This window comes from Microbacterium sp. EG9, from assembly GCF_059759475.1.
In genome coordinates, this window is sequence record NZ_CM186217.1 from 533,140 (window position 1) to 556,213 (window position 23,074).

The window sequence follows — 23,074 nt, forward strand, 5'->3', positions numbered from 1 at the left end:
GTCGCGGCGACGGGCAGGATGCCGCCTGCGTGTCCGCTTGATTGCGTCTTTGTAACCTTTCGCCCGCACCCGGGTGTGCAGCGTGCAAATCCCACGTCACAGTAGGTAACTTCGATCCGTGCGCCCGCGAAATCCGTGGGTCTATCAATGTGGAGGCTGCATTGACCATCTCGACCACCAAGAAGCTCGCCGGCATCACAGCTGCCGCGGGGCTCATCATCGCCCTCGCCGGCTGCGGCTCGGCCCCTGACGCCGCGAGCACCGGGACGGGAGCCGCGGGCGGCACCGTCGTCGACGGTTTCAAGCCCTGCCTGGTCTCGGACGCGGGCGGTTGGGACGACAAGTCGTTCAACGAGTCCGCCAAGAACGGCATGGACAAGGCCGTCGGCGAGCTCGGCATCCAGGCCGTCGAGTTCGAGTCGACCAACGACAACGACTACGCGCCGAACATGACGACCGCCATCTCCGAGGGCTGCACCCTGATCATCTCGGTCGGCTTCAAGCTCGCCGCCGCCACGGTCGAGGCCGCCAAGGCGAACCCGACGCTGGACTTCGCGATCATCGACGACTACGCCGACACCGACTTCGACGGCAAGACCGACGCCCCGAACATCAAGCCCCTCGTCTTCAACACCGCCGAGGCGGCCTACCTGGGCGGCTACGCCGCCGCGGCATGGTCGGCGCAGGCCGGCGTGAACAAGGTCGGCACCTTCGGCGGCATGCAGATCCCCTCCGTCGCGGTCTTCATGGACGGCTACGAGCAGGGCGTGAAGAAGTACAACGAGGACAAGAGCGCCAACGTGCAGGTCGTCGGTTGGGACAGCGCTGAGCAGAAGGGCTCGTTCACCGGAGCCTTCGACGCCAACGACACGGCCAAGCAGACCGCGCAGGGCGTTCTCGACCAGGGCGTCGACGTCATCCTCCCCGTCGGCGGACCCATCTACAAGAGCGCAGCGGCGGCGATCGCCGACAGCGGCAAGGACACCCTGATGCTCGGCGTCGACAGCGACCTCGCCGTCGCCGACCCGAACGTCGCCTCGGTCACCCTCGTCTCGATCATGAAGGCCATCGACGTCGCCGTGTACGACGCGACGATCGCGGCTTCCAAGGGCGAGTTCGACCCGACCCCCTACGTCGGCACGCTGAAGAACGAGGGCGTCAAGCTCTCGAGCTTCCACGACTTCGAGTCGAAGCTGCCGGCCGGTCTCACCGACGAGCTGACCAAGCTCCAGGACGACATCATCGCGGGGACCATCAAGGTCGAGTCGAAGAACTCGCCCGCCGGCTCCTGATCTGACGCGGACGCACTCGGGGCGAGCAGCCGCAAGCTGCTCGCCCCGAGTTCCGTTCGTCCGCCTTCCGCCAGAAATTCCGACCCAGGTAGGGTGCATCTATGAAGCTCGAGCTCCGCGGGATCACGAAGAGATTCGGCAGCCTCGTCGCCAACGACCACATCGATCTCGTGGTCGAATCCGGGGAGATCCACGCGCTCCTCGGCGAGAACGGCGCCGGCAAGTCCACGCTCATGAACGTGCTGTACGGCCTCTATCGCGCCGACGAGGGCGAGATCCTCCTCGACGACCAGGCGCAGCACTTCCGCGGCCCCGGCGACGCCATGGCCGCGGGCATCGGCATGGTCCACCAGCACTTCATGCTCATCCCCGTCTTCACCGTCGCCGAGAACGTCATGCTCGGCCACGAGGACACCAAGGCCTTCGGCCGTCTCGACCTCAACGCCGCCCGTGCACACGTGCGCAGCGTCGCGCAGCGCTTCGGCTTCGAGATCGACCCCGACGCCCTCGTGGGCGACCTCCCCGTCGGCGTGCAGCAGCGCGTCGAGATCATCAAAGCGCTCTCGCGCGACGCGAAGGTGCTCGTGTTCGACGAGCCGACCGCCGTGCTGACTCCCCAGGAGACCGACGAGCTGATGGCGATCATGCGCCAGCTGCGCGACGAGGGCACCTCCATCGTCTTCATCACCCACAAGCTGCGTGAGGTCCGCGAAGTGGCGGACCGCATCACCGTCATCCGCCTCGGCAAGGTCGTCGGCGAGGCGTCGCCCACCGCGACGAACGCCGAGCTCGCCTCCCTCATGGTCGGGCGCGCCGTCGAGCTCACCGTGCACAAGGAGGCGCCGCAGACGCGCGAGGGCGGGCTGAGCGTGCGCGGGCTGCGCGTGCTCACGGCATCCGGTGCGATCGTCGTCGACGACGTCGACCTCGAGGTGCGTCCCGGTGAGGTGCTCGCCGTCGCCGGCGTCCAGGGCAACGGGCAGACCGAGCTCGTCGAGGCGATCGTCGGGCTGGCCGCCCGCGTCGAGGGCTCCATCAGCCTCGACGGCACCGAGCTCGTCGGCAAGAACGTCCGTGCGATCCTCGACGAAGGCGTCGGGTTCGTCCCCGAAGACCGCAAGGAGGACGGCCTCGTCGGCGGGTTCTCCGTCGCCGAGAACCTCATCCTGGACCGCTCCGCGGAGTCGGCCTTCGCCGCCGCCGGCACGCTGCGCCGGGGCGCGATCGACGCGTTCGCCCGCGACCGCATCCAGGAGTACGACATCCGCACGCAGGGACCGGACACCCTCGCCGGCACCCTCTCGGGCGGAAACCAGCAGAAGGTCGTCATCGCCCGCGAGATGAGCCGCGAGCTCCGCCTGCTCGTCGTCGCCCAGCCGACCCGCGGTGTCGACGTCGGCTCGATCGAGTTCATCCACCGTCGCATCATCGAGACGCGCGATTCCGGCATCCCCGTCATCGTCGTCTCCACCGAGCTGGACGAGGTCAGCGCGCTCGCCGACCGCATCGCCGTGATGTATCGCGGCACGATCGTCGGCGTCGTCCCCGGTGACACGCCCCGCGACACCCTCGGTCTCATGATGGCCGGAGCACACGACCCGGAGGTGGCCGCATGAGCGGATCGACGCCCATCAACGACGGCGGGGGCGCGCCGCACGGCGACGCCGAGCTGCCCCGCGCGACGGGCCCGCTGACCGGCGAGCCCGCACCCCGCGAGGGTGAGGAGTTCCCGCCGACGCGGTCGGGGATCTTCCTCAAGGAGCTGCTGCGCGGCAGCGCGGTGACGACCTTCCTGGCCATCGTGCTCGCCATGATCGTCGGCGGCATCCTCATCGCCGTGACCAACAAGGACGTGCAGGCGGCATCCTCCTACTTCTTCGCGCGGCCCGGCGACACCCTCGTCGCGATCTGGCAGGCCGTCTACAACGGCTACGAGGCGCTCTTCCGGGGTGCCGTGTTCAACGCCCGCGGCGCCGACTTCGCGGCGCAGATCCGCCCCCTGACCAACTCGCTCGGGTTCGCGACGCCGCTCATCGCGGCCGGCCTCGGCGTCGCTCTCGCCTTCCGTGCGGGACTGTTCAACATCGGCGCACGCGGTCAGATGCTCGTCGGTGCGATCTTCGCCGGTCTGTTCGCCTTCAACCTCGATCTGCCGATGTGGCTGCACCTTCCCCTCACGCTGCTCGCCGGCATCGTCGGCGGTGCGCTCTGGGGCGGCCTCGTGGGCCTGCTGAAGGCCAAGACCGGGGCGCACGAGGTGATCCTCACGATCATGCTCAACTACGTCGCGTTCTACCTCCTGCTCTGGATGACGCGCACGCCCGGGCTGCTGCAGGCGCCCGGCACCAACCAGCCGCAGACGAGGCCCACGCCCGCCTCCGCGCAGTTCCCCGACCTCCTCGGCCCGCTCTTCCCGCAGCTGGACTGGGGCTTCGTCGTGGTGCTCGCGGCCACCGTGTTCGTGTGGTGGCTCATCGAGCGCTCGAGCCTCGGCCTGCGGCTGCGCGCCGTCGGCGAGAACCCGCGCGCCGCCCGGGCCGCGGGCATGAGCGTGGACCGCCTCTACATCTACGCGATGCTCTTCGCGGGCGGTCTGGCCGGACTCGCCGCCATGAACCAGGTCCAGGGCACCGTCACGACCGGCTTCGGCGCGACGATCGACGCCGGCATCGGCTTCGACGCGATCACCGTCGCCCTCCTCGGGCGCAGCCGCGCGTGGGGGACGCTGGCCGCCGGCATCCTCTTCGGCGCACTCAAGGCGGGATCCTTCTCGATGCAGGCCCAGGGCATCCCCGTGGACATCGTGCTCGTCGTGCAGTCGCTGATCGTGCTGTTCATCGCGGCGCCGCCGCTGCTGCGCGCCGTGTTCTTCCTTCCCAAGACCGACGCAGAGAAGGCGGCCAAAGCGCGAGCGAAGGCCGCGAAGAAGGCGGTGGCCGCATGAGCGCCTCGACACCGGCAGCCCAGATCGAGCAGAGCGACGGCACCATCCAGCTGGCCGTCGTCCGGGAGCGCCACTTCAAGGCGCCCATCGTCCTCGCGGTGATCGTCGTGCTGCTGGCGGCGCTGTTCGGACTGGCGCCGCGCGACGGCATCTCGACCTTCCGCCTCGGCGACCCGTCGCAGTCCTTCGGCCTGCCCGACGTGGGCGTCCCCACCGCGCCGACCGCCTGGGCACTGTGGGCCGTGCTGATCGTGCTCACCCTCGGTGCGGCCTGGCGGGCATGGACCTACCGGCGTCCGTCCCTGTGGCTGACGATCGCGTTCGGCGTCCTCGGCGTCGTGGCGTTCCTGGTGTGGGCCGCCGCCGACGGGTTCGTGCCCGTCTCGAGCCTGCTGTTCGGCGCCGTCTCGCTCTCGGTGCCCCTCGTCTTCGGTGCGCTCGGCGGTGTGATCGGCGAACGCGTGGGCGTGGTCAACGTCGCGATCGAAGGGCAGCTGCTGCTCGGCGCGTTCTCGGCCGCCGTGCTCTCCAGCATCACGCACAACCCGTTCATCGGGCTGCTCGGGGCCATGGTCGGAGGCGTGCTCGTCTCGTTCGTGCTCGCGGCGTTCGCGATCAAGTACCTCGTCGACCAGGTCATCGTCGGTGTCGTGCTGAACGTCCTCGTGACCGGTCTGACCGGCTTCCTGTACGGCGCGCTGCTGGCTCCCAACGAGCAGCAGCTCAACACCCCCGAGCGCTTCGGCCGCATCCAGATCCCGGTGCTGAGCGAGATCCCGATCCTCGGCCCGGTGCTGTTCAACCAGACCTTCATCGTGTACCTCATGTTCGTGACGGTGCCGCTCGTGGCCTGGGGCCTCTACCGCACGCGGTGGGGCCTGCGCCTGCGCGCGGTGGGCGAGCACCCGCAGGCGGCCGACACGGTCGGCATCAAGGTGAACACGTCCCGGTTCTGGAACGTGTCGCTGGCCGGCGCGATCGCCGGCATCGGCGGCGCGTACTTCACGCTCGTCTCGGTGCCGCAGTTCGGCAAGGACATGACCGCCGGACTCGGCTTCATCGCCCTCGCGGCGGTCATCTTCGGTCGCTGGGACCCGATCCGCGCGACCCTCGCCGCGCTGCTGTTCGGCTTCGCGACCAACCTGCAGAACCTGCTGACGATCCTGAAGACACCGATCCCCAGCGAGTTCATGCTCATGCTGCCCTACGTCGTGACGATCCTCGCGGTCGCCGGCTTCGCCGGTCAGATCCGCGGGCCCGCGGCATCCGGCAAGCCCTATATCAAGGAGTGACCTCTCACATGACCGACATCGACTGGGACGAGCTGCGCGCCGTCGCCACCGACGCGATGCAGCGCGCCTACGCGCCGTACTCCCGCTACCGGGTGGGCGCCGCGGCGCTCGTCAGCGACGGGCGGATCGTGTCGGGATGCAACGTCGAGAACGCGTCCTACGGGGTGGGCCTGTGTGCGGAGTGCGCGCTCGTCGGCGATCTGCACATGTCCGGCGGCGGCCAGCTCGTCGCGTTCGTGTGCGTCAACAACGACGGCGAGACGATCATGCCGTGCGGGCGGTGCCGCCAGCTTCTCAACGAGTTCGCCCTTCCCGGCATGCTGCTGGAGACCGTCTCCGGCATCCGCACGATCGACGAGGTGCTGCCCGACGCGTTCGGCCCCCGCGACCTCGAGGAGGTGTCGCGATGAGCTCGACGACGGATGCCGCCGTGGAGCCGTTCGACGCCGTCGACGTCATCCGCACCAAGCGCGACGGCGGGGCGGTGCCCGAAGACGCCCTGCGCTGGATGATCGACGCCTACACGCGTGAGTACGTCGCCGACTCGCAGATGGCCGCGTTCGCGATGGCGGTGCTGCTCAACGGCATGAACCGCGACGAGATCCGCGTCATGACCGACGCGATGATCGCCTCGGGAGAGCGGATGAGCTTCGCCGGACTCGGCAAGCGCACCGTCGACAAGCACTCCACCGGCGGGGTCGGCGACAAGATCACCCTGCCGCTCGCGCCGCTCGTCGCCGCCTTCGGCGTCGCGGTGCCGCAGCTGTCCGGCCGGGGCCTCGGCCACACCGGCGGCACGCTCGACAAGCTCGAGTCCATTCCGGGATGGCGCGCCGCGCTGTCGAACGAGGAGATGTTCGCGCAGCTGCGCGACGTCGGCGCCGTCATCTGCGCGGCCGGTTCCGGCCTCGCTCCGGCGGACAAGCGGCTGTACGCCCTGCGCGACGTCACCGGCACGGTCGAGGCCATCCCGCTGATCGCCTCGAGCATCATGTCCAAGAAGATCGCCGAGGGCACCGACGCGCTCGTGCTGGACGTCAAGTTCGGCTCCGGCGCGTTCATGCGCGACGTCGACAAGGCGCGCGAGCTCGCCCGCACCATGGTGGCCCTGGGCACCGACTCCGGCGTCGCGACCACGGCGCTGCTCACCGACATGAACACGCCGCTCGGCCTCGCCATCGGCAACGCCAACGAGGTACGGGAGTCGGTCGAGGTGCTCGCCGGCGGCGGTCCCGCCGACATCGTCGAGCTGACCGTCGCGCTCGCCCGCGAGATGCTCGCCCTCGCCGGACAGCCCGACGCCGATGTCGAAGCGGCGCTCCGCGACGGCCGTGCCATGGACGCCTGGCGGGAGATGATCCGCGCCCAGGACGGCGATCCCGACGCGCCGCTGCCGACCCCGCGGGAGACCCACACCGTCACGGCGCCGCGCGACGGGGTGCTCACCCGTCTGGAGGCGCTGCCCTTCGGGATCGCCGCGTGGCGCCTCGGCGCCGGTCGTGCGCGCGCCCAGGACCCGGTCGTCCACGCGGCCGGCATCGACCTGCACGTCAAGCCCGGCGCGCCGATCACCGCCGGTCAGCCGTTGTTCACCCTCCTGGCGGATGATGGGAAGCGCTTCGAGCGCGCCCTCGACGCCCTCGAGGGCGCCTGGGAGATCGGAACGGACGCCCCGGCATCCGCGCCGATCGTCCTCGAGCGCATCACCGCCTGACCCGTCGCCCCCTCCGCGTCACCCCACCAGAAGGAAGCCCTCATGGCCATCGACCCGCACGCAGACCCGAAGATCGAAGGCGTCTCGATCCGGTCGCTCCCGAAGGTGTCGCTCCACGACCACCTCGACGGCGCCCTGCGCCCCCAGACGATCATCGAGCTCGCCGACGAGATCGGCCTCGACGTCCCGTCGACGGATGCCGACGAGCTCGCCGACTGGTTCGAGGACCAGAGCGGCTCCGGCTCGCTGGTGGAGTACCTGAAGACCTTCGACCTGACGACGGCGGTCATGCAGAGCGCCGACGGGCTGCGGCGCGTCGCGAAGGAGTTCGTCGAGGACCTCGCCGCCGACGGCGTGATCTACGGCGAGGTGCGGTGGGCTCCCGAGCAGCACCTCGGCGGAGGCCTCAGCCTCGAGGAGGCCGTCGAAGCCGTGCAGGAGGGCATCGAGGAGGGCGAGGACGCCGTCGACCGCTCGGGTCGCGACATCCGCGTCGGCCAGCTGATCACCGCGATGCGCCACGCCGACCGGTCGCTGGAGATCGCCCGGCTCGCCGTGGCGTTCCGCGGGCGCGGCGCCGTCGGCTTCGACATCGCGGGAGCGGAGGACGGGTTCCTCCCGTCCCGCCACCGCGCCGCGTTCGACTACCTCGCGTCGGAGTTCTTCCCCGTGACGGTGCACGCCGGCGAGGCCGCGGGTCTCGACTCGATCCGGTCGGCGCTGCTGGACGGCCGCGCCCTGCGCCTCGGCCACGGCGTGCGCATCGCGGAGGACCTGGAGGTCGTGCAGCAGAAGGGTGAGGAGGTGCTGGTCACCTTCGGCGACCTCGCCCGGTGGGTGCGCGACCGCGAGATCCCGCTCGAGCTCTCGCCGTCGTCCAACCTGCAGACCGGCGCGATCGCCGCGTGGGGCACGAGCCTGGAGGACCACCCGTTCGACCTGCTGTACCAGCTCGGCTTCGCCGTGACGGTCAACGTCGACAACCGCACGATGAGCCGGACCTCGCTGACGCGCGAGCTGGCGCTGCTCGCGGAGACGTTCGAGTACAGCCTGGAGGACCTCGAGGCGTTCCAGCTCAACGCCGCCGCGGGGGCGTTCCTCTCGGTCGAGGAGCGCGAGGAGCTCATCGAGCTCATCGGCGAGGGCTTCGACGCCTGACCCCGCGGGCGGGCTCGGCGGCGCTCCGGCGCCCGGCCCGCACTCCTCCATCCCTTGGTTCATTCGGCGGTGGGGGAGGGTCGGCGCCGTGAGCGCCGCGATCTGGAGGAGTTCGGGACGCCGCGCGCTGACACGGCCCGGGGGTGACGGAGCACGTCGCGCATCGCGGCCACCAGGTCGTCGTACGCGAACAGGATGTCTTCCGCCAGCGGCCGTACGGTGGTGTACCCGAGTCGCGCCGCCGCGAGGTCACGCCGCAGGTCCCGCCGCCGAGCGGCCCAGTCCGCGTGGAACCCGCGGCTGTCGCACTCGACGATCAGCCATCCGTCCACCAGCAGGTCGACGCGGCCGACGCCGGCGATCTCCACCTGCACCTGCACGTCGTGACCGAGCGTCCGCAGCAGCAATCGCATGAGGGTCTCCGTCCCCGCCTCGCTCCGCGGGTCGACGAGAGGGCGCAGCGCCCGGTGCCGGTGGGGGAGGCGCCGGAACACCTCGGCGATGCCGCCGTCGTCGACGAGGCCGTGGTGCCAGGCGGAGTCGAGGGTGGCCACGGCATCCCGCGGGGACTGGCAGAGCACGGCTTGGACGAGCGCGCTGACGACATCGACCGTCAGCGCGCCCTCGCCGTCGGCATCCGCTTCGCGCCAGTGCGCGACGATGCGCGCGTCGCGCGGGGGCAGGCGACTCGCTCCGCGATCGATGTGCACATGCAGGGTCGCCGTGTCGCGCACGAAGACGCCGAGCGCCGACAGCAGCGAGATGCAGCCGAGCCGGGCTCCGAGCCGGGCCGCCGTGACCAGGGCGGGATCGGTGTCGGCCGGGACGTAGCGTCCCTGCCGCACGCGAAGGATCGCTCCGCCGTCGACCATGCGGCGCAGATCGCGTTTGCCGATGCCATGCCGACGCAACTGCGCGGTGGTCCAGCTGCGGCTGCGGAGGAGGACTGATGCGAGGTCGCGAGGCGAGGGCATCCCGTCAGCGCACCACGGCGGCGGTCGCGGAGAAGCGCCCCGACGTGATCCGTGGACAGCCCCACGGTGCTCGCTGGTGGGGAGGAGACTTCGAGGTAGGGGTGCCGGGGCGCCGCCGGGCCCGAACTCCTCCAGCAGGTCCGTCGCCGGGGCCGTGCCGGCCCCGGGCGGCCGTTGCCGCGCGAGATGGAGGAGGTCGGGCCGCGCCGGGCCGGGCAGGTTCGACGCGCGGCGGGCCGGGGCGGGGCGGGAGCCCGATCGGCGGCGGGTCGGAGGCGCCGCGGCGCCGGGCCGGGGAGGCGCGGAGGCGCCGGGCCCGAACTCCTCCAGCAGGTCCGTCTCCGGGGCCGCGCCGGCTCCAGGTGGCCGTTGCCGCGCGGGATGGAGGAGTTCGGGCCGGGACGGGCCGGGCAGGGGCGGCGGGTCCGAGGCTCGAGGGGCGGGTCAGCGGAGGGCGCGGGCCAGGTCGCCCACCTGCGGGACCACGACGGCCTCCACCTCGGCCGCGGTGGCCGTCGGGGTGCCGTCGCCGGCCTGGGGGCCGTAGGCGCCGAACGACGCGTGCGCAGCGCCCGGGATCTCGACCATCACGGCGTCGGCGGGGAGGTTCGGGCGGGCGTCGGCGATCTTCTGCGGCGTCGACAAGCCGTCCTCGGAGCCGCTGATGCTCACGACGGGCAGTCCCGACTGCGACAGGTCGTTCGCGCAGTACGAGCCGAACAGCACGAGTCCGGCGGCATCGGGGGCGAGCTGGCAGGCGCGCACGCCGCCGAGCGAATGCCCTCCGACCAGCCAGCTGCCCACGCCCGGGGCGAGATCGGTGAACGTCGACAGGGAACGCGGATCGAAGAACGCCAGGTTCAGCCACGGCTTCGTGATCACGACGGTCAGATCGTCCTCGGTGACCAGCCCGGACAGGATCGCGGCGTACGCCCACGGGTCGACCTTGGCGCCGGGGATGAACACGAGGCCCTCGCCGCTCGCGCCGGATGCCGGGGCCAGCACGATCCCGGCGGCGTCGTCGCTGATGGCGATGCGCTCATCCGCGCGCACGGCGGCGAGCGGTTCGGCCTCGGCGGCCATGACGCCCACCTGGCTCCACACCAGCACGCCGGCGACGGCCGCGACCACGAGGCCGCCCAGGATGCCGAAGACCCACCGCCACACGCGGCGGCGGGTCCGGGCAGTCATGCGTCCAGTCTAGGCGGGACCTGCCGGCGCGATCGGCGGGTCAGGTCAGAGCTGCGCCTGCCGCGCCCGCACCACGTCCTCGACCGATGCGAAGAGGGGATGCGTGGGCTCGAGGCCCGTCACCCCGGCGGTGAACGTCGCGGGGTCCTCCTCGCGGAGCCGTCGCTGCAGCTCCACGGACTGCTCGTCGTCGGCGACGTCGAACTCGAGGGCGGCGGCCATCGCCGCGACGAGCGCCGACGTCGACAGCCCGCGTTCCGCCGCCGCGGCGGCCGGACCGACGAAACGCTCGTGGCGCGACAGCTTGCGCAGCGGCTGGCGTCCGACGCGGCCGACCGTGTCGGGCAGGGCCGGGTTCGCGAACCGACGGAGGATCGTCGCCCGGTAGTCGGCGAGGTCCGCGGCATCCCAGCCGTGGACGGCCACCAGCAGCGCCGAGGTCTCCTCGAGGGCGGCGGCGACCTTCGCGGCGACGACCGGCTCGGCCAGTGCGTCGGAGATCTTGTCGACGCCGGCCTGGGCGCCGAAGTACGCGGTGGCGGCGTGGCCGGTGTTCACGGTGAACAGCTTGCGCTCGATGTACGGCGCGAGGTCGTCCACGAAATGCGCCCCGGGGATGTGCGGCGGGTCGTCGCCGAACGGCGGGCGCTCGATCGCCCACTCGAAGAAGGGCTCGACGGTCACGTCGATCCCCGCCCCCTCCGGTTGGGCCGGCACGATGCGGTCCACCGCGGTGTTGGCGAAGACCGCGCGTCCCGAGATCGCATCCCAGGCGTCGGCGGCCTGCGCCCGGATCTCGTCGCGCAGCGTGTCGGTGGCGCCGATCGCGTTCTCGCACGCCATGACCTGAAGCGGCGGCAACGCGGGGTCGCGCAGGGCGAGTCCCGCGAGGATGTGCGGGGCGACGAAGCGGAGGATCGTCGGGCCGACCGCGGTCGTCACGACGTCAGCCGTCGCGATCTCGTCGATGAGCGCCTGGGCATCGTTCGCGCTGTCGATCGCGCGGAAGCCGGTCACCACGGTGTCGCGGCCGCCGTCGCCCACCTCGTGGACGGTGTACTCGTCGGCCGCGTTGATGGCGTCGACGAGGGATGCCGCGACATCCGAGAACACGAGCTCGTAGCCGCCCTCGTGCAGGAGGAGGCCCACGAAGCCGCGGCCGATGTTGCCGGCGCCGAAGTGGACGGCCTTCATCAGTCGTTCACCGATGCCAGGAGCCCGAAGAGCTCCTCAGGGCTGCCGGCGGCTTTCAGCCGGGCGACCTCCTCGTCCTCCGAGAAGATGAGGGCGATCTGCGACAGGATGTCGAGGTGCTCGTCGCCCTTGCCGGCGATGCCGACCACGAAGCTGACCTTCTCGCCGTCCCAGTCCACGCCGCCGTCGTAGCGGACGAACGACAGCGCGGAGGCGAGGATCGCATCCTTCGTCTCGTTCGTGCCGTGGGGGATGGCCAGCTCGTTGCCCATGTAGGTGGACACGGTCTGCTCGCGCTGGCGCATCGCATCGAAGTAGGCGTCGGTGACCGCCCCGGCGGCTTCGAGGATGTCGGCCGCCTCGCGCATGGCTTCCTCCTTGGTGACCGATCCGGGGTGGATCCGGACCTGGCCGGCGTTCAGTACGTCGCGTGACATGTCGTCCTCGTCTCTGTTCGTGTCGTCGTCCCGGTCATCGTATGCCGGGGCGATCATGTATCGGGCGAGAGCCGCGGGGACGGGGCATCACGCCTGCCGTCCCCGCGGCGGTCGCGGGGGGCCTGACGCGTTCAGGCCCCGTTCTCGTGCTGCCGCACGACCAGGTCCACGACCTCGTCGTACTTCGGCGAGTTCATGAAGTTGTCCACCGAGACGTGCGTCGCGTTCGGTGTGCGCCCGCGGGCGCGGTCGGTCAGCTGCTGCTGGGTGATGACGAGGTCCTCGCTGCCGTCGAGGTTCGCGATCGCCTTGTTGGTGACCGAGACGTCGTCGACGCCGGCCTTCTTGATCTTGTTGCGCAGCACGCTCGCGCCCATCGCCGAGGAGCCCATGCCCGCGTCGCAGGCGAACACGATGTTCGTCACCCGACCGGTGGGGGCCAGCGTCCCCGTCGCGACGGCGTCGGCGGCGCGGTCGGCGGCGAGCGTCGACGTGTCGCCCTCGAGCCCCGCGTTCGACGCGGCACCCGCACGCAGGTTCGCGAGCGTCGCCGAGCTCTTGCCCTTGTTCGCCTCGGTCTGTGCGATCGCCGCCTCGAAGGAGGCGCTGGAGGTCGCTTCGGCCGCGAGGTCGCGCTTGCGCGAGGCCCGCAGGATGACGCCGGTCACGAGGAAGGTCACCGCCGCCGCGAGGACCACCGACAGGTAGACCACGAGGAGGTTGCCGACGCCGCCGGCCTCGGGGGTCAGCGCCGCCGCGGTCACCGCGATGATGCTGCCCGGAGCCGCCGGGAAGGCGAGGCCGCCGTTGAAGATCATGTTGGTGGTGACACCGGTCGCGCCGCCCGCGATGAGGGCGAGGATCGTCATCGGCTTGCTCAGCGCGTACGGGAAGTAGATCTCGTGGATGCCGCCGAAGAACTGGATGATGATCGCACCCGGGGCCGAGGCCTTCGCCGCGCCGACGCCGAAGAACGTGAAGGCGAGCAGCAGACCCACACCGGGGCCGGGGTTGGCCTCGATGAGGAACAGGATCGACTTGCCCGCCTCGGTCGCCTGCTGGATGCCGAGCGGGGTGAAGACGCCGTGGTTGATGGCGTTGTTGAGGAACAGCACCTTCGCCGGCTCGACGATCACCGACAGCACGGGCAGCAGGTGGAGGTCGACGAGCCACCCGACGATGCCGCCGAGGAACGTGCTCACGCCCAGCATCACCGGGCCGAACGCGAAGAACCCGAAGATCGCGAGGAGCATGCCCAGGATGCCGGCGGAGAAGTTGTTCACCAGCATCTCGAACCCGGGGCGGATCTTGCCGTCCCAGAGCTTGTCCATCTGCTTGGTGATCCAGGCGGCCAGCGGTCCCATGATCATCGCGCCGAGGAACATGGGGATGTTCGTGCCGACGATGACACCCATCGTCGCGATCGTGGCCACGACGCCGCCGCGCTCGCCGTAGACCATCCGACCGCCGGTGTTGGCGATCAGCAGGGGCAGCAGATAGGTGACCATCGGGCCGACCAGGCCGACGAACGTCGTGAACGTCGCGCCGTCCTTGTCCTGGGCGAGGGCGGTCATCGCGCCCTGCCAGTTGATGGTCGCCGCGTCGCCGAAACCGCCGAGCAGGTTGGCGACGGGGAACCAGCCGCCCAACCAGCCCGCGGAGATGAAGAGCATCGTGATGAAGCCCCACGCGATGAATGCCGCGATGTTGGGCATGATCATGCCCGACAGGAAGGTGCCGAACCGCTGCACGCCGACGCGCGCGCGGTTCACCCCCGTCGAGGTCGTAGACGCCGTTGTCATTGTCGTGTGTTCCCTTCGGGTGTGCTCCGCCGTCAGCCGGCGGAGTTCTCAGCGGCGGCCTGTGCCGCCGATCGTGCGGATGCCGCGTCATCGGCGGCGAGGGCGGCCGCGGCGATGCGCTCGGCATCCTCGCGGGTGTACTGCAGGAGCGACGCGCGCACGTCCGCGAGCGCCGTGGGCGCCATGGAGAGCGTGGTCGCACCGAGGCCGACGAGCACGACGGCCAGCAGCGGGTCGGCGGCGGCCTCGCCGCAGATGCCCACCGGCTTGCCGTTCGCCTTGCCGCCGTCGGCGGTCATCTTGATCAGCTGGAGGACGGCGGGGTGCCAGGGGTCCTGATACGACGCGACCGAGCCGAGCAGGCGGTCGGCGGCCAGCGTGTACTGGGTGAGGTCGTTCGTGCCGATCGAGGCGAAGTCCGCGAGCTGCAGGATCCGCGCGGCCTGGATCGCCGACGACGGCACCTCGACCATGACACCCGCGGTCTTGATGCCGTACTCCTTCGCGAGGGTGACGAAGTACTCCGTCTCCTCGACCGTCGAGACCATCGGCGCCATGACCCACAGGTCCGCGTCGCTCGCGGCATCCGCGTTGGCGAGGGCCGTCAGCTGCTCGCGCAGGATGTCCTCGCTCGCGCGGAGGGCGCGCAGGCCCCGGAGCCCCAGCGCCGGGTTGTCCTCGTGGGCGTCGTTGAGGAACGCGAGCGGCTTGTCGGCGCCCGCGTCGAGCGCCCGGACCACGACCTTCTTGCCGGGGAACGCCCGCAGCAGCTCGGTGTACGACGCGGTCTGCTCCTCGACGGTGGGGGCCTGGGTCGCGGAGAGGAACAGGAACTCGGTGCGGAACAGCCCGACGCCCTCGGCGCCCAGCTCGACGGCCTGAGCGGCCCCGCCCGGCTTGCCGAGGTTTGCCAGCAGCGGCACGGCGTGGCCGTCCTTCAGCGCGCCCGGGGTGAGCGGCGCCGAGCCGGCGGCCGCGCGGGTGTCGGCGCGGTGCTGGGCCTGGGCGAGCTCGTCCGAGGTGGGGTCGGTCGTGACGACGCCCTTCGCGGCATCCACGATGACGGTCTGGCCGTCGACCAGGTCCTTCGCCGCGGCGGCGCCGACGACGGCGACGATGGACTTCTCGCGCGCCAGGATCGCGGTGTGCGACGTGGGGCCGCCGTCGGTCGTGACGAGGGCGAGCACCTGGTCGAGGTCGAGCAGGGCGGTGTCGGCGGGAGCGAGGTCCTTCGCGACGAGCACGAACGGGTGGCCGGGGTCGGGGACGCCCGGTGCGGGCAGCCCGCGCAGGCGGGCGATGACCCGCTGTGCGACGTCGTCGAGGTCCGCGGCGCGCTCGCCGAGGTAGCCGCCCATCGCGGCCAGGCTGTCGCGGAAGCTCGCGAACGCCTCGTGGACGGCGAACTCGCCGGTCTTGCCGGCGTTCACCCGCGTGGAGACCTCCGCGTCGAGCGTCGGGTCCTCGGCCATCATCGCCTGCGCCTCCAGGACGTCGCGGGCGAGGCCGCCGGCCTTCGAACCGCGGTCCTCCAGCTCGCGGGCCACCGCCGCGACCGCCTCGCGCACGCGGGCGAGCTCCTCGTCGGGGGTGAGGGTGCTGGGGACGTCCGCGGGGGCCGGCAGCGGGTCCGCCATGCGGGCCACGGGGCCCTGTGCGACGCCCAGTCCGATACCCACTCCACGCAGTTCGCTCATCTTCAGATCTCTCTTTCGCTTCAGTTCTCGTCGTGGTCGGTCGTGAGCAGCTCGGCCAGGGTGTCGAGCACGGCGTTCGCGCTGTCGCCCTCCGCGGCCAGGGTGACGTAGTCGCCCTTCTCGGCGCCCAGCGAGATGACGCCGAGGATGCTGGCGGCGTTGACCGGGGCGCCCGAGCCCTTCGAGATGGTCACGGACAGGCCCGAGTCCTTGACGGCCTGGGCGAAGAGCTTGGCCGGGCGGGCGTGCAATCCATTGGACGATCCGATGCGGATCGTGCGGGTCACGGTGCTCATGCGGGGTTCCTCTCCGTCGGGGCGGTCTGTTCTCGGCCGGTCGCCAGCACCTCGTCGACGAGCGCGAGGGTGCGCGTGCCGTGGAGGTCGCTGTAGATGTCGGGGGGAAGGAGGACGACCCGCGCGCGACGCGTCTCCGCTTCGCGACGGATGCGGTCCAGGCTGTCCTGCAGGTGGGGGCCCACGAGCACGACGTCTGCGGCAGCGATGTCGATCGGGAGCGACTGCTCGGTGCCGGCGACGGCGCTGAGCTCGCGCCCGGCCGCCTGCGCCGCGTGTCGGACACGCTGCGCCACGAACGTGCTCGACGCTCCCGCGCCGCACACAACGAGGATCCTCATCGATCCGCCTCCTTCTCCGCCATTCTTGTGAAAGGCCTGGGAGGCGACAACCACACCTGTTTCCGCGGGGGCGGAAACACCCGACGGTGGGCATGGTTGACTGGAACACGTGAGCAGAGCGCGACAGGACCGTGTCATCGCGCTCCTCGCGCGGGAGGGCGACTGGCTGACCGCCGGCGAGCTGGCCGACATCGTGGGCGTCACGCCGCGCAGCATCCGAAGCTACGTCACGGCCCTGAACGCCCGCGTCCCCGGCGGAGGGGTCGTGGAGTCGGGCCCGCTCGGCTATCGTGCGGGCGCCGAGGCGCCGCTCGCGCTGCGTGCCGCCGTCGACACCGCGACGCCGAGCGAGCGCGTCCATCGGCTGGTGCGGAGCCTGCTGTCGGGTCGTGAGGGCATCGACGTGTACGAGACGGCCGACGGGTTCCACGTGAGTCCGGCAACCCTGGAGGGCGACCTCGCCCGCGTCCGCGCCCTGCTGGGCGACACCGAGCTGACCCTCGAACGCACCGGCTCGCGCGCGCGCCTGCGCGGCACGGAGATGGCCCAGCGCCGTCTGCTCAGCCGGCTCGCCCACGACGAGACCGACGACGGCGCGTTCGACCTCGACGCGCTCCGGCGCAGCCTGGGCGCGGGGTCCATCGGCGAAGCGGTGTTCGGTCCCTTCAAGGCCGACCTCGTGGCGGGGCTGCGCGACCTCGGCTTCTTCGTCAACGAGTTCGGCATCGGCGACGTCATGATGCACGTCGCGATCACCGCCGACCGCGTGGCCCACGACCGCGCCCTCGAGACCGCCGCGGTCGATGCGGCCACACCGGCACAGGAGCAGGTGGGCGACCTGCTCGACGCGCTGTGCGGCCACCACCTCGGGCTGCGGCTCGGCGCGGGCGACCGCCGCCACCTCGCCGCGCTCGTCCTCGGCCGTGTCGTGGCGCCGGGTCCGGGTGAAGCGGCATCCGTCACCCGCGCCGGGCTGCAGCCCGACGTCGAGAGCGCCGTCCGCGACGTGGTGCACCGTGCGGCGGTGGAGTTCCTCGTCGACATCGAGCACGAGGACTTCGTGCTGCGTCTCGCGCTGCACGTGCAGAACCTGCGACTGCGCGCCCAGGAGCAGGCATGGTCGCGCAACCCCCTCACCCGATCGCTCAAGGCGACCTATCCGATGATCTTCGAGGTCGCGGTCTTCATCGCCGACGGCTTGCGGGGGCTCCTCGGCATCCCCCTTCTCGACGACGAGATCGCCTACATCGCGATGCACGTCGGAGGACAGCTGGAGCGCAGCCGGCACGCCGGGACGGTGCTGACGGCGACGATCGTGTGCCCCGGGTACTACGAGCTGCACGAGCTGCTGCGCTCGAGCGTCGACCGTTCCCTCGGCCAATCGGTCGACGTCGTCGGCGTCGACACGCGGGCCGATCCCGACTGGAACGCGATCCACACCGACCTCATCCTGACCACGATCGACCCGCCCTTCGCGGGCGACGGCATCGTGCGCATCCAGCCGTTCCTCACCGAGTCGGACATCGAGCGGGTGCAGGCCGCGGCGGGGCGCGTGCGGCGGGGACGGCGTCTGGCCCGGCTTCGCGACGAGCTCGGGCGCTACTTCTCGGCCGACGCCTTCGTGGGGCGGGTCGATGCGGATGCCGACGAGGAGAGCGTCATCCGCGACCTCGGCGCCCGGCTGGTCGCGCAGGGCGTGATCGACGACGACTACGTCACGCGCACCCTCGAGCGGGAGCGTCTGTCATCGACCGCGTTCACCGACGCGCTGGCCGTGCCGCACGCGATCGGGATGACCGCGACCCGCACGGCGATCGCCGTCGCGATCGCCGACCCGTCGATGGTGTGGGGCGAGGGGCGTGTGCAGGTGATCGCGATGGTCGCCTTCTCGGAGAGCGACCGCGAGGCGTTCCAGACCGTGTTCGAGCAGCTCGTCGAGGTGTTCAGCGAACGCGACAGCGTGCAGCGCATCGTCCGCCGCGGCACCACCTTCACCCCCTTCCTGGACGAGCTCGTCGCCGTCGTAGACGGCTAGCTCCCCCCTTCTTCTTCTTCTTCTCCCTCCCCCCTCCGCCGAGCCGCCACGACCCGGCCGAGCCGCCATGGCGCGGCCCGCCCGGCGCGTAGCGGCTCGCACGGGGGATGGCGGCTCGCGGGAGTCAGGAGCGGGCGGCGATGAGGGCGCGGGTGGCGGCGTCCAGGGCGGCGAGGCGGGCCTGGGCGTCGGCGGCCGACGTGCCGCGCACGTCGAGGTACGCCTTCAGCTTGGGCTCGGTGCCGCTCGGGCGCACGATCAGTCGCGAGCCGTCGTCGAGCCAGAGGCGGAGCACGTCGCCGGGCGGGAACCCGTCGACGCCCGTCAGCAGATCGTCGAGCCGCTCGACCGCGACCTCCCCGAGCCGTGTCGGCGGGGCGGCGCGCAGAGCGGACATGATGCGCCCGATGACCGACAGGTCGTCGACGCGCAGGGAGACCTGGCCCGAGGCGAAGAAGCCGAACGTGTCCTGGAAGCGCCGCAGCAGATCGCCCAGCCCCTCGCCCCGCTCGCGCGCCTCGGCGATCATGCCGAGGATCGCGATCGCCGCCGAGATGCCGTCCTTGTCGCGCACCGTCTCCGGGTTGACGAGGTAGCCCAGGGCCTCCTCGAACCCGAAGAGGATGCCGGGAGCGCGGGAGATCCACTTGAAACCGGTGAGGGTCGCGTGGAAGTCCAGTCCGTAGTGCTCGGCGACCGCCTGCAGTCCGGGAGAGGAGACGAGCGAGCACGCGAGCGACCCCGTCTCCCCGCGTTCGGCCGCTCGGGCGGCCGCGCGCCAGCCGAGCAGCAGCCCGATCTCGTTGCCGGTGAGCGCCCGCCACCCGCCGTCCGCGGACGGGTCGGGGAGGGCGACCGCGAGACGGTCGGCGTCGGGGTCGTTGGCGATGACGAACTCGGCATCCGCCGCCCGTGCCGTCTCGAACGCGAGGTCCATCGCACCCGGCTCCTCCGGGTTGGGGAACGCGACGGTGGGGAAGCGGCCGTCCGGAGCGATCTGCGCCTCGACGACCGTCGGCCGCGGGTATCCCGCGAGCTCGAGGATGGCGTGCAGCGTCTCGGAGCCGACGCCGTGCATCGCCGTGTAGACCCAGGTCATCCCGGCCGCGCCGGCCGTCGCGGGTGCGACCGCCGCGGTCGCGGCGACGTACGCCTCGACGACGCTCTCCTCGGCGATCTCGTACGTTCCACGCGGCAGGTCGGGCACCGCCGCGCCGGCGGCGACGCGGTCGATGTGCGCCGCGATCTCGGCGTCGGCGGGGGAGACGATCTGCGACCCCTGGTCCGCGCCGCCCAGGTAGACCTTGTAGCCGTTGTCGTCCGGCGGGTTGTGCGAGGCCGTCACCATCACGCCGGCGGCGGCGCCGAGGTGACGCACGGCGAACGCCAGCACGGGCGTGGGGAGCATCCGCGGCAGCAGCACCGCGCGCAGCCCCGCTCCCGCGAACAGCTCGGCGGAGTCGCGCGCGAACACGTCGGAGTTGCGGCGGCCGTCGTAGCCGATCACGACGAGCGGTGTCGCGTCGGAGCCGGCCTTCTCCCGCAGGTACGCGGCGAAGCCGGCCGCGGCCTGCGAGACGAGCACGCGGTTCATGCGGTTGCTGCCGGCGCCCAGACGCCCGCGCAGCCCCGCCGTGCCGAACTGCAGGCGCGCGCCGAAGCGGTCGGCCAGATCGGCGGATGCCGCGGCATCCCCCGACGCGGCGGCGTCCAGCAGCGCGGTCAGCTCGGCGCGGGTCTCGGGGTCGGGATCCTGGGCGAGCCAGGCGTGGGCCGCGTCGAGGACCGCGGTGCCCGCGGCATCCGCCCCGCTCACAGCCGACCGATCACGCGGGCGAGCAGGGCGGAGATCACCGGCTCGGCGGCCTGGCCGGCCTCGATGACCTCGGCATGACTGAGCGGGGTCTTCTGGATGCCGGCGGCCAGGTTCGTGATGAGCGAGAAGCCGAGCACCTCCATGCCCGCCTGCCGGGCGGCGATGGCCTCCAGGGCCGTCGACATGCCGACGATGTGGCCGCCGATCGCCTTCGCCATCTGCACCTCGGCCGGGGTCTCGTAGTGCGGTCCGCGGAACTGGCAGTAGACGCCCTCGTCGAGGGTCGGGTCGACGCTGCGGGCGATCTCGCGCAGGCGCGAGGAGTACAGGTCGGTGAGGTCGATGAAGGTCGCGCCCTCCAGGGGCGAGTCCGCCGTGAGGTTGATGTGGTCGCTGATGAGCACGGGGGTTCCCGGCGTCCACGTCTGCTTGATGCCGCCGGCGCCGTTGGTGAGCACCATCGTCTTGGCGCCGGTCGCCGCCGCGGTGCGGACGCTGTGCACGACGCGTCGCACGCCGTGGCCCTCGTAGTAGTGGGTGCGGGCCCCGATGACGAGCACGCGCGTGCCGGTCGGCGTGAGGATGCTGCGGATCGATCCGACGTGTCCGGCCAGCGCCGGTGCGCTGAACCCCGTGATCTCGGTGGCCGGAACGGTCGCGGTCGTCTCGCCCACGAGGTCGGCGGCCTTGCCCCAGCCGCTGCCGAGCGTGAGGGCGATGTCGTGGTGCTCGACGCCCGTGAGGCGGGCGATGTCGCCCGCGGCGCGCGCCGCGATCTCGAAGGGGTCGGCGGCGGGATCGTCGAGCGGATTGCTGTTCATGTCGGACATCCTCCCACTCTAGGAACACGGACCGCCCCGGGCCACTCGCTCCGCCGCGGCCGGTCCCGTCGCCGGCGGGCGACATCTCGGATGCCGGCGCCTGAGAGAATGGAGCAATGTCGTCGAGCTTCGTGAACACCCAGTCCGTCGCCGTCCTCGGCGGCGGCCCCGGCGGCTACGAGGCGGCGCTCGCCGCCGCGCAGCTCGGCGCGGACGTCACCCTCGTCGAGCGCGCGGGTGTCGGCGGTGCCGCCGTGATCACCGACGTGGTCCCCTCCAAGAGCCTCATCGCCACGGCCGATGCCGCGGTCGCGATCTCCGAGGCGTCCGACCTCGGGGTCCAGTTCTTCGCGAAGGGGGAGAGCGGCGTCGCGCTCAAGCCCGAGGTCGCGATCAATCTCGCCGCCGTCAACAAGCGCCTGCTGTCGCTGGCCCGACAGCAGTCCGACGACATGCGGGCCCAGCTCGTCGATGCGGGCGTGCGGATCATCTCCGGCCACGGACGCCTCGACGGCCATCATGCCCTCGTGGTCGCCACCGGCCCCGGCGGCACCGACTTCGACCGCGTCGAGGCGGACACGCTCGTCGTCGCCGTGGGCGCCTCGCCGCGCGAGCTGCCGACGGCCAAGCCCGACGGCCAGCGCATCCTCACGTGGACCCAGCTCTACGACATGAAGGCGCTTCCCGAGCACCTCATCGTCGTCGGCTCGGGCGTCACCGGCGCGGAGTTCGCGTCGGCCTACATGAACCTCGGGGCGAAGGTCACGCTCATCTCCAGTCGCGATCAGGTGCTGCCCGGCGAGGATGCCGACGCCGCCGCCGTCCTGGAGAAGGTGTTCACCCGCGGCGGGATGACGGTGCTCTCGAAGTCGCGCGCCGACAGTGTGCAGCGCGCCGGCGACGGCGTGGTCGTGACCCTCTCGGACGGGCGCACCGTCGAAGGAAGCCACTGCCTGCTCGCCGTCGGATCGATCCCGAACACCGCCGGCATCGGCCTCGAGGATGCCGGCGTGCAGCTGACCGACTCCGGTCACATCCGCGTCAACCGGGTCGCGCGCACGTCGGTTCCCAACATCTACGCCGCCGGCGACTGCACGACCTTCGTCCCGCTCGCCTCCGTCGCCTCGATGCAGGGGCGCACCGCGATCTTCCACGCCCTGGGCGACACCGTCATCCCGCTGGAGCGCCGCCGGATCACCGCGAACATCTTCACGGCGCCGGAGATCGCGACCGTCGGACGGCAGGAGAAGGACCTGGAGACCGGCGCGATCAACGGCTACGTCTACAAGCTCCCGCTGACCGCCAACGCGCGCGCGAAGATGATGGGGATCAAGGACGGCTTCGTCAAGATCATCGCGCGCGAGGGCAGCGGCACCGTGATCGGCGGCGTGATCGTCGCCCCGCGGGCGTCGGAGCTGATCTACCCCATCGCGATCGCCGTCGAGCGGCGCCTGACCGTCGATCAGGTCTCGCGCGTGTTCGCGGTGTTCCCCTCGTTGAGCGGCTCGATCACCGACGCCACGCGCGCGATGCACCTCGTCAACCGCGACGACGACTTCTTCGGCTGACCGGCCGGGGGCCGGCATCCGCCTGCGCCGCCCGCCGCGGGGTGAACGCGACGGCTAGTGCTGCACCTGGGCGGTCCACATGCCGGTGCCCTCGGGAGAGGTCGCCGACACGCTGACGGCCGTCAGGTTCTGCACGGCGGTGGGGATCGCGATGGGTGTGCGCAGGGCGCCCTGCTGGCAGACGATGTCCTGGGTGGTGCTGAGGGTCTGTCCGCCCGCCGTGTAGACGAGGGCGAACTGTGCGCGGTCGGCGCCGATGCAGCGCAGCTCGACCGCGCGGAACGGGCTCGGCTCGGCGAAGTCCAGCGTCGCCGCGGGCCCGCCCTCGACCGCCGCGAGCATGCCGCCGACGGCCGTGTCCGGCGCCGAGCCGATGACCGACTCCGACCAGGCCGACCATGCCGCGCGGTCCGCGTCGGAGGGGCCCGTGCTGCAGCCGACGAGCACGACGGCGGATGCCGCGGCCGCGACCAGGGCGAGACGGCGGCGACGGGCGGTCATG

General features: G+C 71.6%; 20 protein-coding genes. 9 read left to right on the top strand and 11 right to left on the bottom strand.

The genetic code is table 11. From position 1 onward, the window contains the following. Window positions 1–161: 161 nt before the first annotated feature. The 7 genes from AC6CQV_RS02340 to AC6CQV_RS02370 all read left to right on the top strand — a co-directional run bounded on the left by AC6CQV_RS02340 (window position 162) and on the right by AC6CQV_RS02370 (window position 8,400). On the top strand, window positions 162–1,292 hold the full coding sequence (locus tag AC6CQV_RS02340) for a BMP family lipoprotein (RefSeq protein ID WP_060960989.1): 1,131 nt from the start codon (window positions 162–164) through the stop codon (window positions 1,290–1,292). Between the two features lie 101 nt (window positions 1,293–1,393). Further along, window positions 1,394–2,908 (top strand): ABC transporter ATP-binding protein, encoded by a 1,515-nt coding sequence (locus AC6CQV_RS02345; RefSeq protein ID WP_060960988.1) that lies wholly within the window; start codon window positions 1,394–1,396, stop codon window positions 2,906–2,908. After that, window positions 2,905–4,236 (top strand): ABC transporter permease, encoded by a 1,332-nt coding sequence (locus AC6CQV_RS02350; protein WP_498260146.1) that lies wholly within the window; start codon window positions 2,905–2,907, stop codon window positions 4,234–4,236. The genes AC6CQV_RS02345 and AC6CQV_RS02350 overlap by 4 nt, the downstream gene beginning before the upstream one ends. After that, a complete protein-coding gene (locus AC6CQV_RS02355; protein ID WP_060960986.1) occupies window positions 4,233–5,528 on the top strand; it encodes an ABC transporter permease in 1,296 nt (431 codons plus the stop codon). The genes AC6CQV_RS02350 and AC6CQV_RS02355 overlap by 4 nt, the downstream gene beginning before the upstream one ends. Window positions 5,529–5,536: 8 nt before the next feature. Beyond that, window positions 5,537–5,938, top strand: a complete 402-nt coding sequence (locus AC6CQV_RS02360) for a cytidine deaminase (protein WP_060960985.1) — start codon at window positions 5,537–5,539, stop codon at window positions 5,936–5,938. Next, window positions 5,935–7,242, top strand: coding sequence for a thymidine phosphorylase (locus AC6CQV_RS02365; RefSeq protein ID WP_498260147.1), 1,308 nt, complete (start codon window positions 5,935–5,937; stop codon window positions 7,240–7,242). The genes AC6CQV_RS02360 and AC6CQV_RS02365 overlap by 4 nt, the downstream gene beginning before the upstream one ends. A 42-nt stretch (window positions 7,243–7,284) precedes the next feature. After that, window positions 7,285–8,400, top strand: coding sequence for an adenosine deaminase (locus tag AC6CQV_RS02370; protein ID WP_498260148.1), 1,116 nt, complete (start codon window positions 7,285–7,287; stop codon window positions 8,398–8,400). A gap of 59 nt (window positions 8,401–8,459) precedes the next feature. On the opposite strand, the gene AC6CQV_RS02375 is transcribed toward AC6CQV_RS02370, so the two are convergent. From AC6CQV_RS02375 to AC6CQV_RS02410, 8 genes are all read right to left on the bottom strand, one after another. Then, on the bottom strand, window positions 8,460–9,374 hold the full coding sequence (locus tag AC6CQV_RS02375) for a hypothetical protein (RefSeq protein WP_498260149.1): 915 nt from the start codon (window positions 9,372–9,374) through the stop codon (window positions 8,460–8,462). A 444-nt stretch (window positions 9,375–9,818) separates the two neighbouring features. Further along, entirely contained in the window at window positions 9,819–10,565 is a 747-nt protein-coding gene (locus AC6CQV_RS02380) for an alpha/beta hydrolase (RefSeq protein WP_498260150.1), read from the bottom strand. Between the two features lie 45 nt (window positions 10,566–10,610). Next, window positions 10,611–11,759 (bottom strand): mannitol-1-phosphate 5-dehydrogenase, encoded by a 1,149-nt coding sequence (locus AC6CQV_RS02385; protein WP_498260151.1) that lies wholly within the window; start codon window positions 11,757–11,759, stop codon window positions 10,611–10,613. Further along, the gene (locus AC6CQV_RS02390) at window positions 11,759–12,196 is read right to left on the bottom strand and encodes a PTS mannitol transporter subunit IIA (RefSeq protein WP_060961040.1); all 438 of its coding nucleotides are present in this window, start codon (window positions 12,194–12,196) and stop codon (window positions 11,759–11,761) included. The genes AC6CQV_RS02385 and AC6CQV_RS02390 overlap by 1 nt, the downstream gene beginning before the upstream one ends. A gap of 131 nt (window positions 12,197–12,327) precedes the next feature. After that, a complete protein-coding gene (locus tag AC6CQV_RS02395) occupies window positions 12,328–13,998 on the bottom strand; it encodes a PTS mannitol transporter subunit IIBC (RefSeq protein WP_060960980.1) in 1,671 nt (556 codons plus the stop codon). A gap of 32 nt (window positions 13,999–14,030) precedes the next feature. After that, window positions 14,031–15,695: a phosphoenolpyruvate--protein phosphotransferase gene (ptsP, locus tag AC6CQV_RS02400; RefSeq protein ID WP_498260152.1), complete on the bottom strand. Its 1,665-nt coding sequence runs from the start codon at window positions 15,693–15,695 to the stop codon at window positions 14,031–14,033. A gap of 20 nt (window positions 15,696–15,715) precedes the next feature. After that, window positions 15,716–15,991: an HPr family phosphocarrier protein gene (locus AC6CQV_RS02405; protein WP_060960979.1), complete on the bottom strand. Its 276-nt coding sequence runs from the start codon at window positions 15,989–15,991 to the stop codon at window positions 15,716–15,718. Further along, complete coding sequence (locus AC6CQV_RS02410) at window positions 15,988–16,332, bottom strand: PTS sugar transporter subunit IIB (protein ID WP_060960978.1); 345 nt, start codon at window positions 16,330–16,332, stop codon at window positions 15,988–15,990. The genes AC6CQV_RS02405 and AC6CQV_RS02410 overlap by 4 nt, the downstream gene beginning before the upstream one ends. Window positions 16,333–16,441: 109 nt before the next feature. On the opposite strand from AC6CQV_RS02410, the gene AC6CQV_RS02415 reads away from it, so the two are divergent. Then, window positions 16,442–18,367, top strand: a complete 1,926-nt coding sequence (locus AC6CQV_RS02415; protein ID WP_498260153.1) for a BglG family transcription antiterminator — start codon at window positions 16,442–16,444, stop codon at window positions 18,365–18,367. Between the two features lie 124 nt (window positions 18,368–18,491). Here the strand turns inward: AC6CQV_RS02415 and AC6CQV_RS02420 are convergent, their stop codons facing one another. Together AC6CQV_RS02420 and AC6CQV_RS02425 are read right to left on the bottom strand one after the other, a co-directional pair. Beyond that, a complete protein-coding gene (locus tag AC6CQV_RS02420; protein ID WP_498260154.1) occupies window positions 18,492–20,183 on the bottom strand; it encodes a phospho-sugar mutase in 1,692 nt (563 codons plus the stop codon). After that, window positions 20,180–21,013, bottom strand: a complete 834-nt coding sequence (locus tag AC6CQV_RS02425) for a purine-nucleoside phosphorylase (RefSeq protein ID WP_060960976.1) — start codon at window positions 21,011–21,013, stop codon at window positions 20,180–20,182. The genes AC6CQV_RS02420 and AC6CQV_RS02425 overlap by 4 nt, the downstream gene beginning before the upstream one ends. A 107-nt stretch (window positions 21,014–21,120) precedes the next feature. Between AC6CQV_RS02425 and AC6CQV_RS02430 the strand changes: the two genes are divergently transcribed. After that, entirely contained in the window at window positions 21,121–22,572 is a 1,452-nt protein-coding gene (locus AC6CQV_RS02430; RefSeq protein WP_061782051.1) for an NAD(P)H-quinone dehydrogenase, read from the top strand. A 54-nt stretch (window positions 22,573–22,626) separates the two neighbouring features. Here AC6CQV_RS02430 and AC6CQV_RS02435 read toward each other — a convergent pair whose 3' ends face one another. Further along, window positions 22,627–23,073, bottom strand: a complete 447-nt coding sequence (locus tag AC6CQV_RS02435; protein ID WP_101306737.1) for a hypothetical protein — start codon at window positions 23,071–23,073, stop codon at window positions 22,627–22,629. Between the last annotated feature and the right edge of the window lies 1 nt (window position 23,074).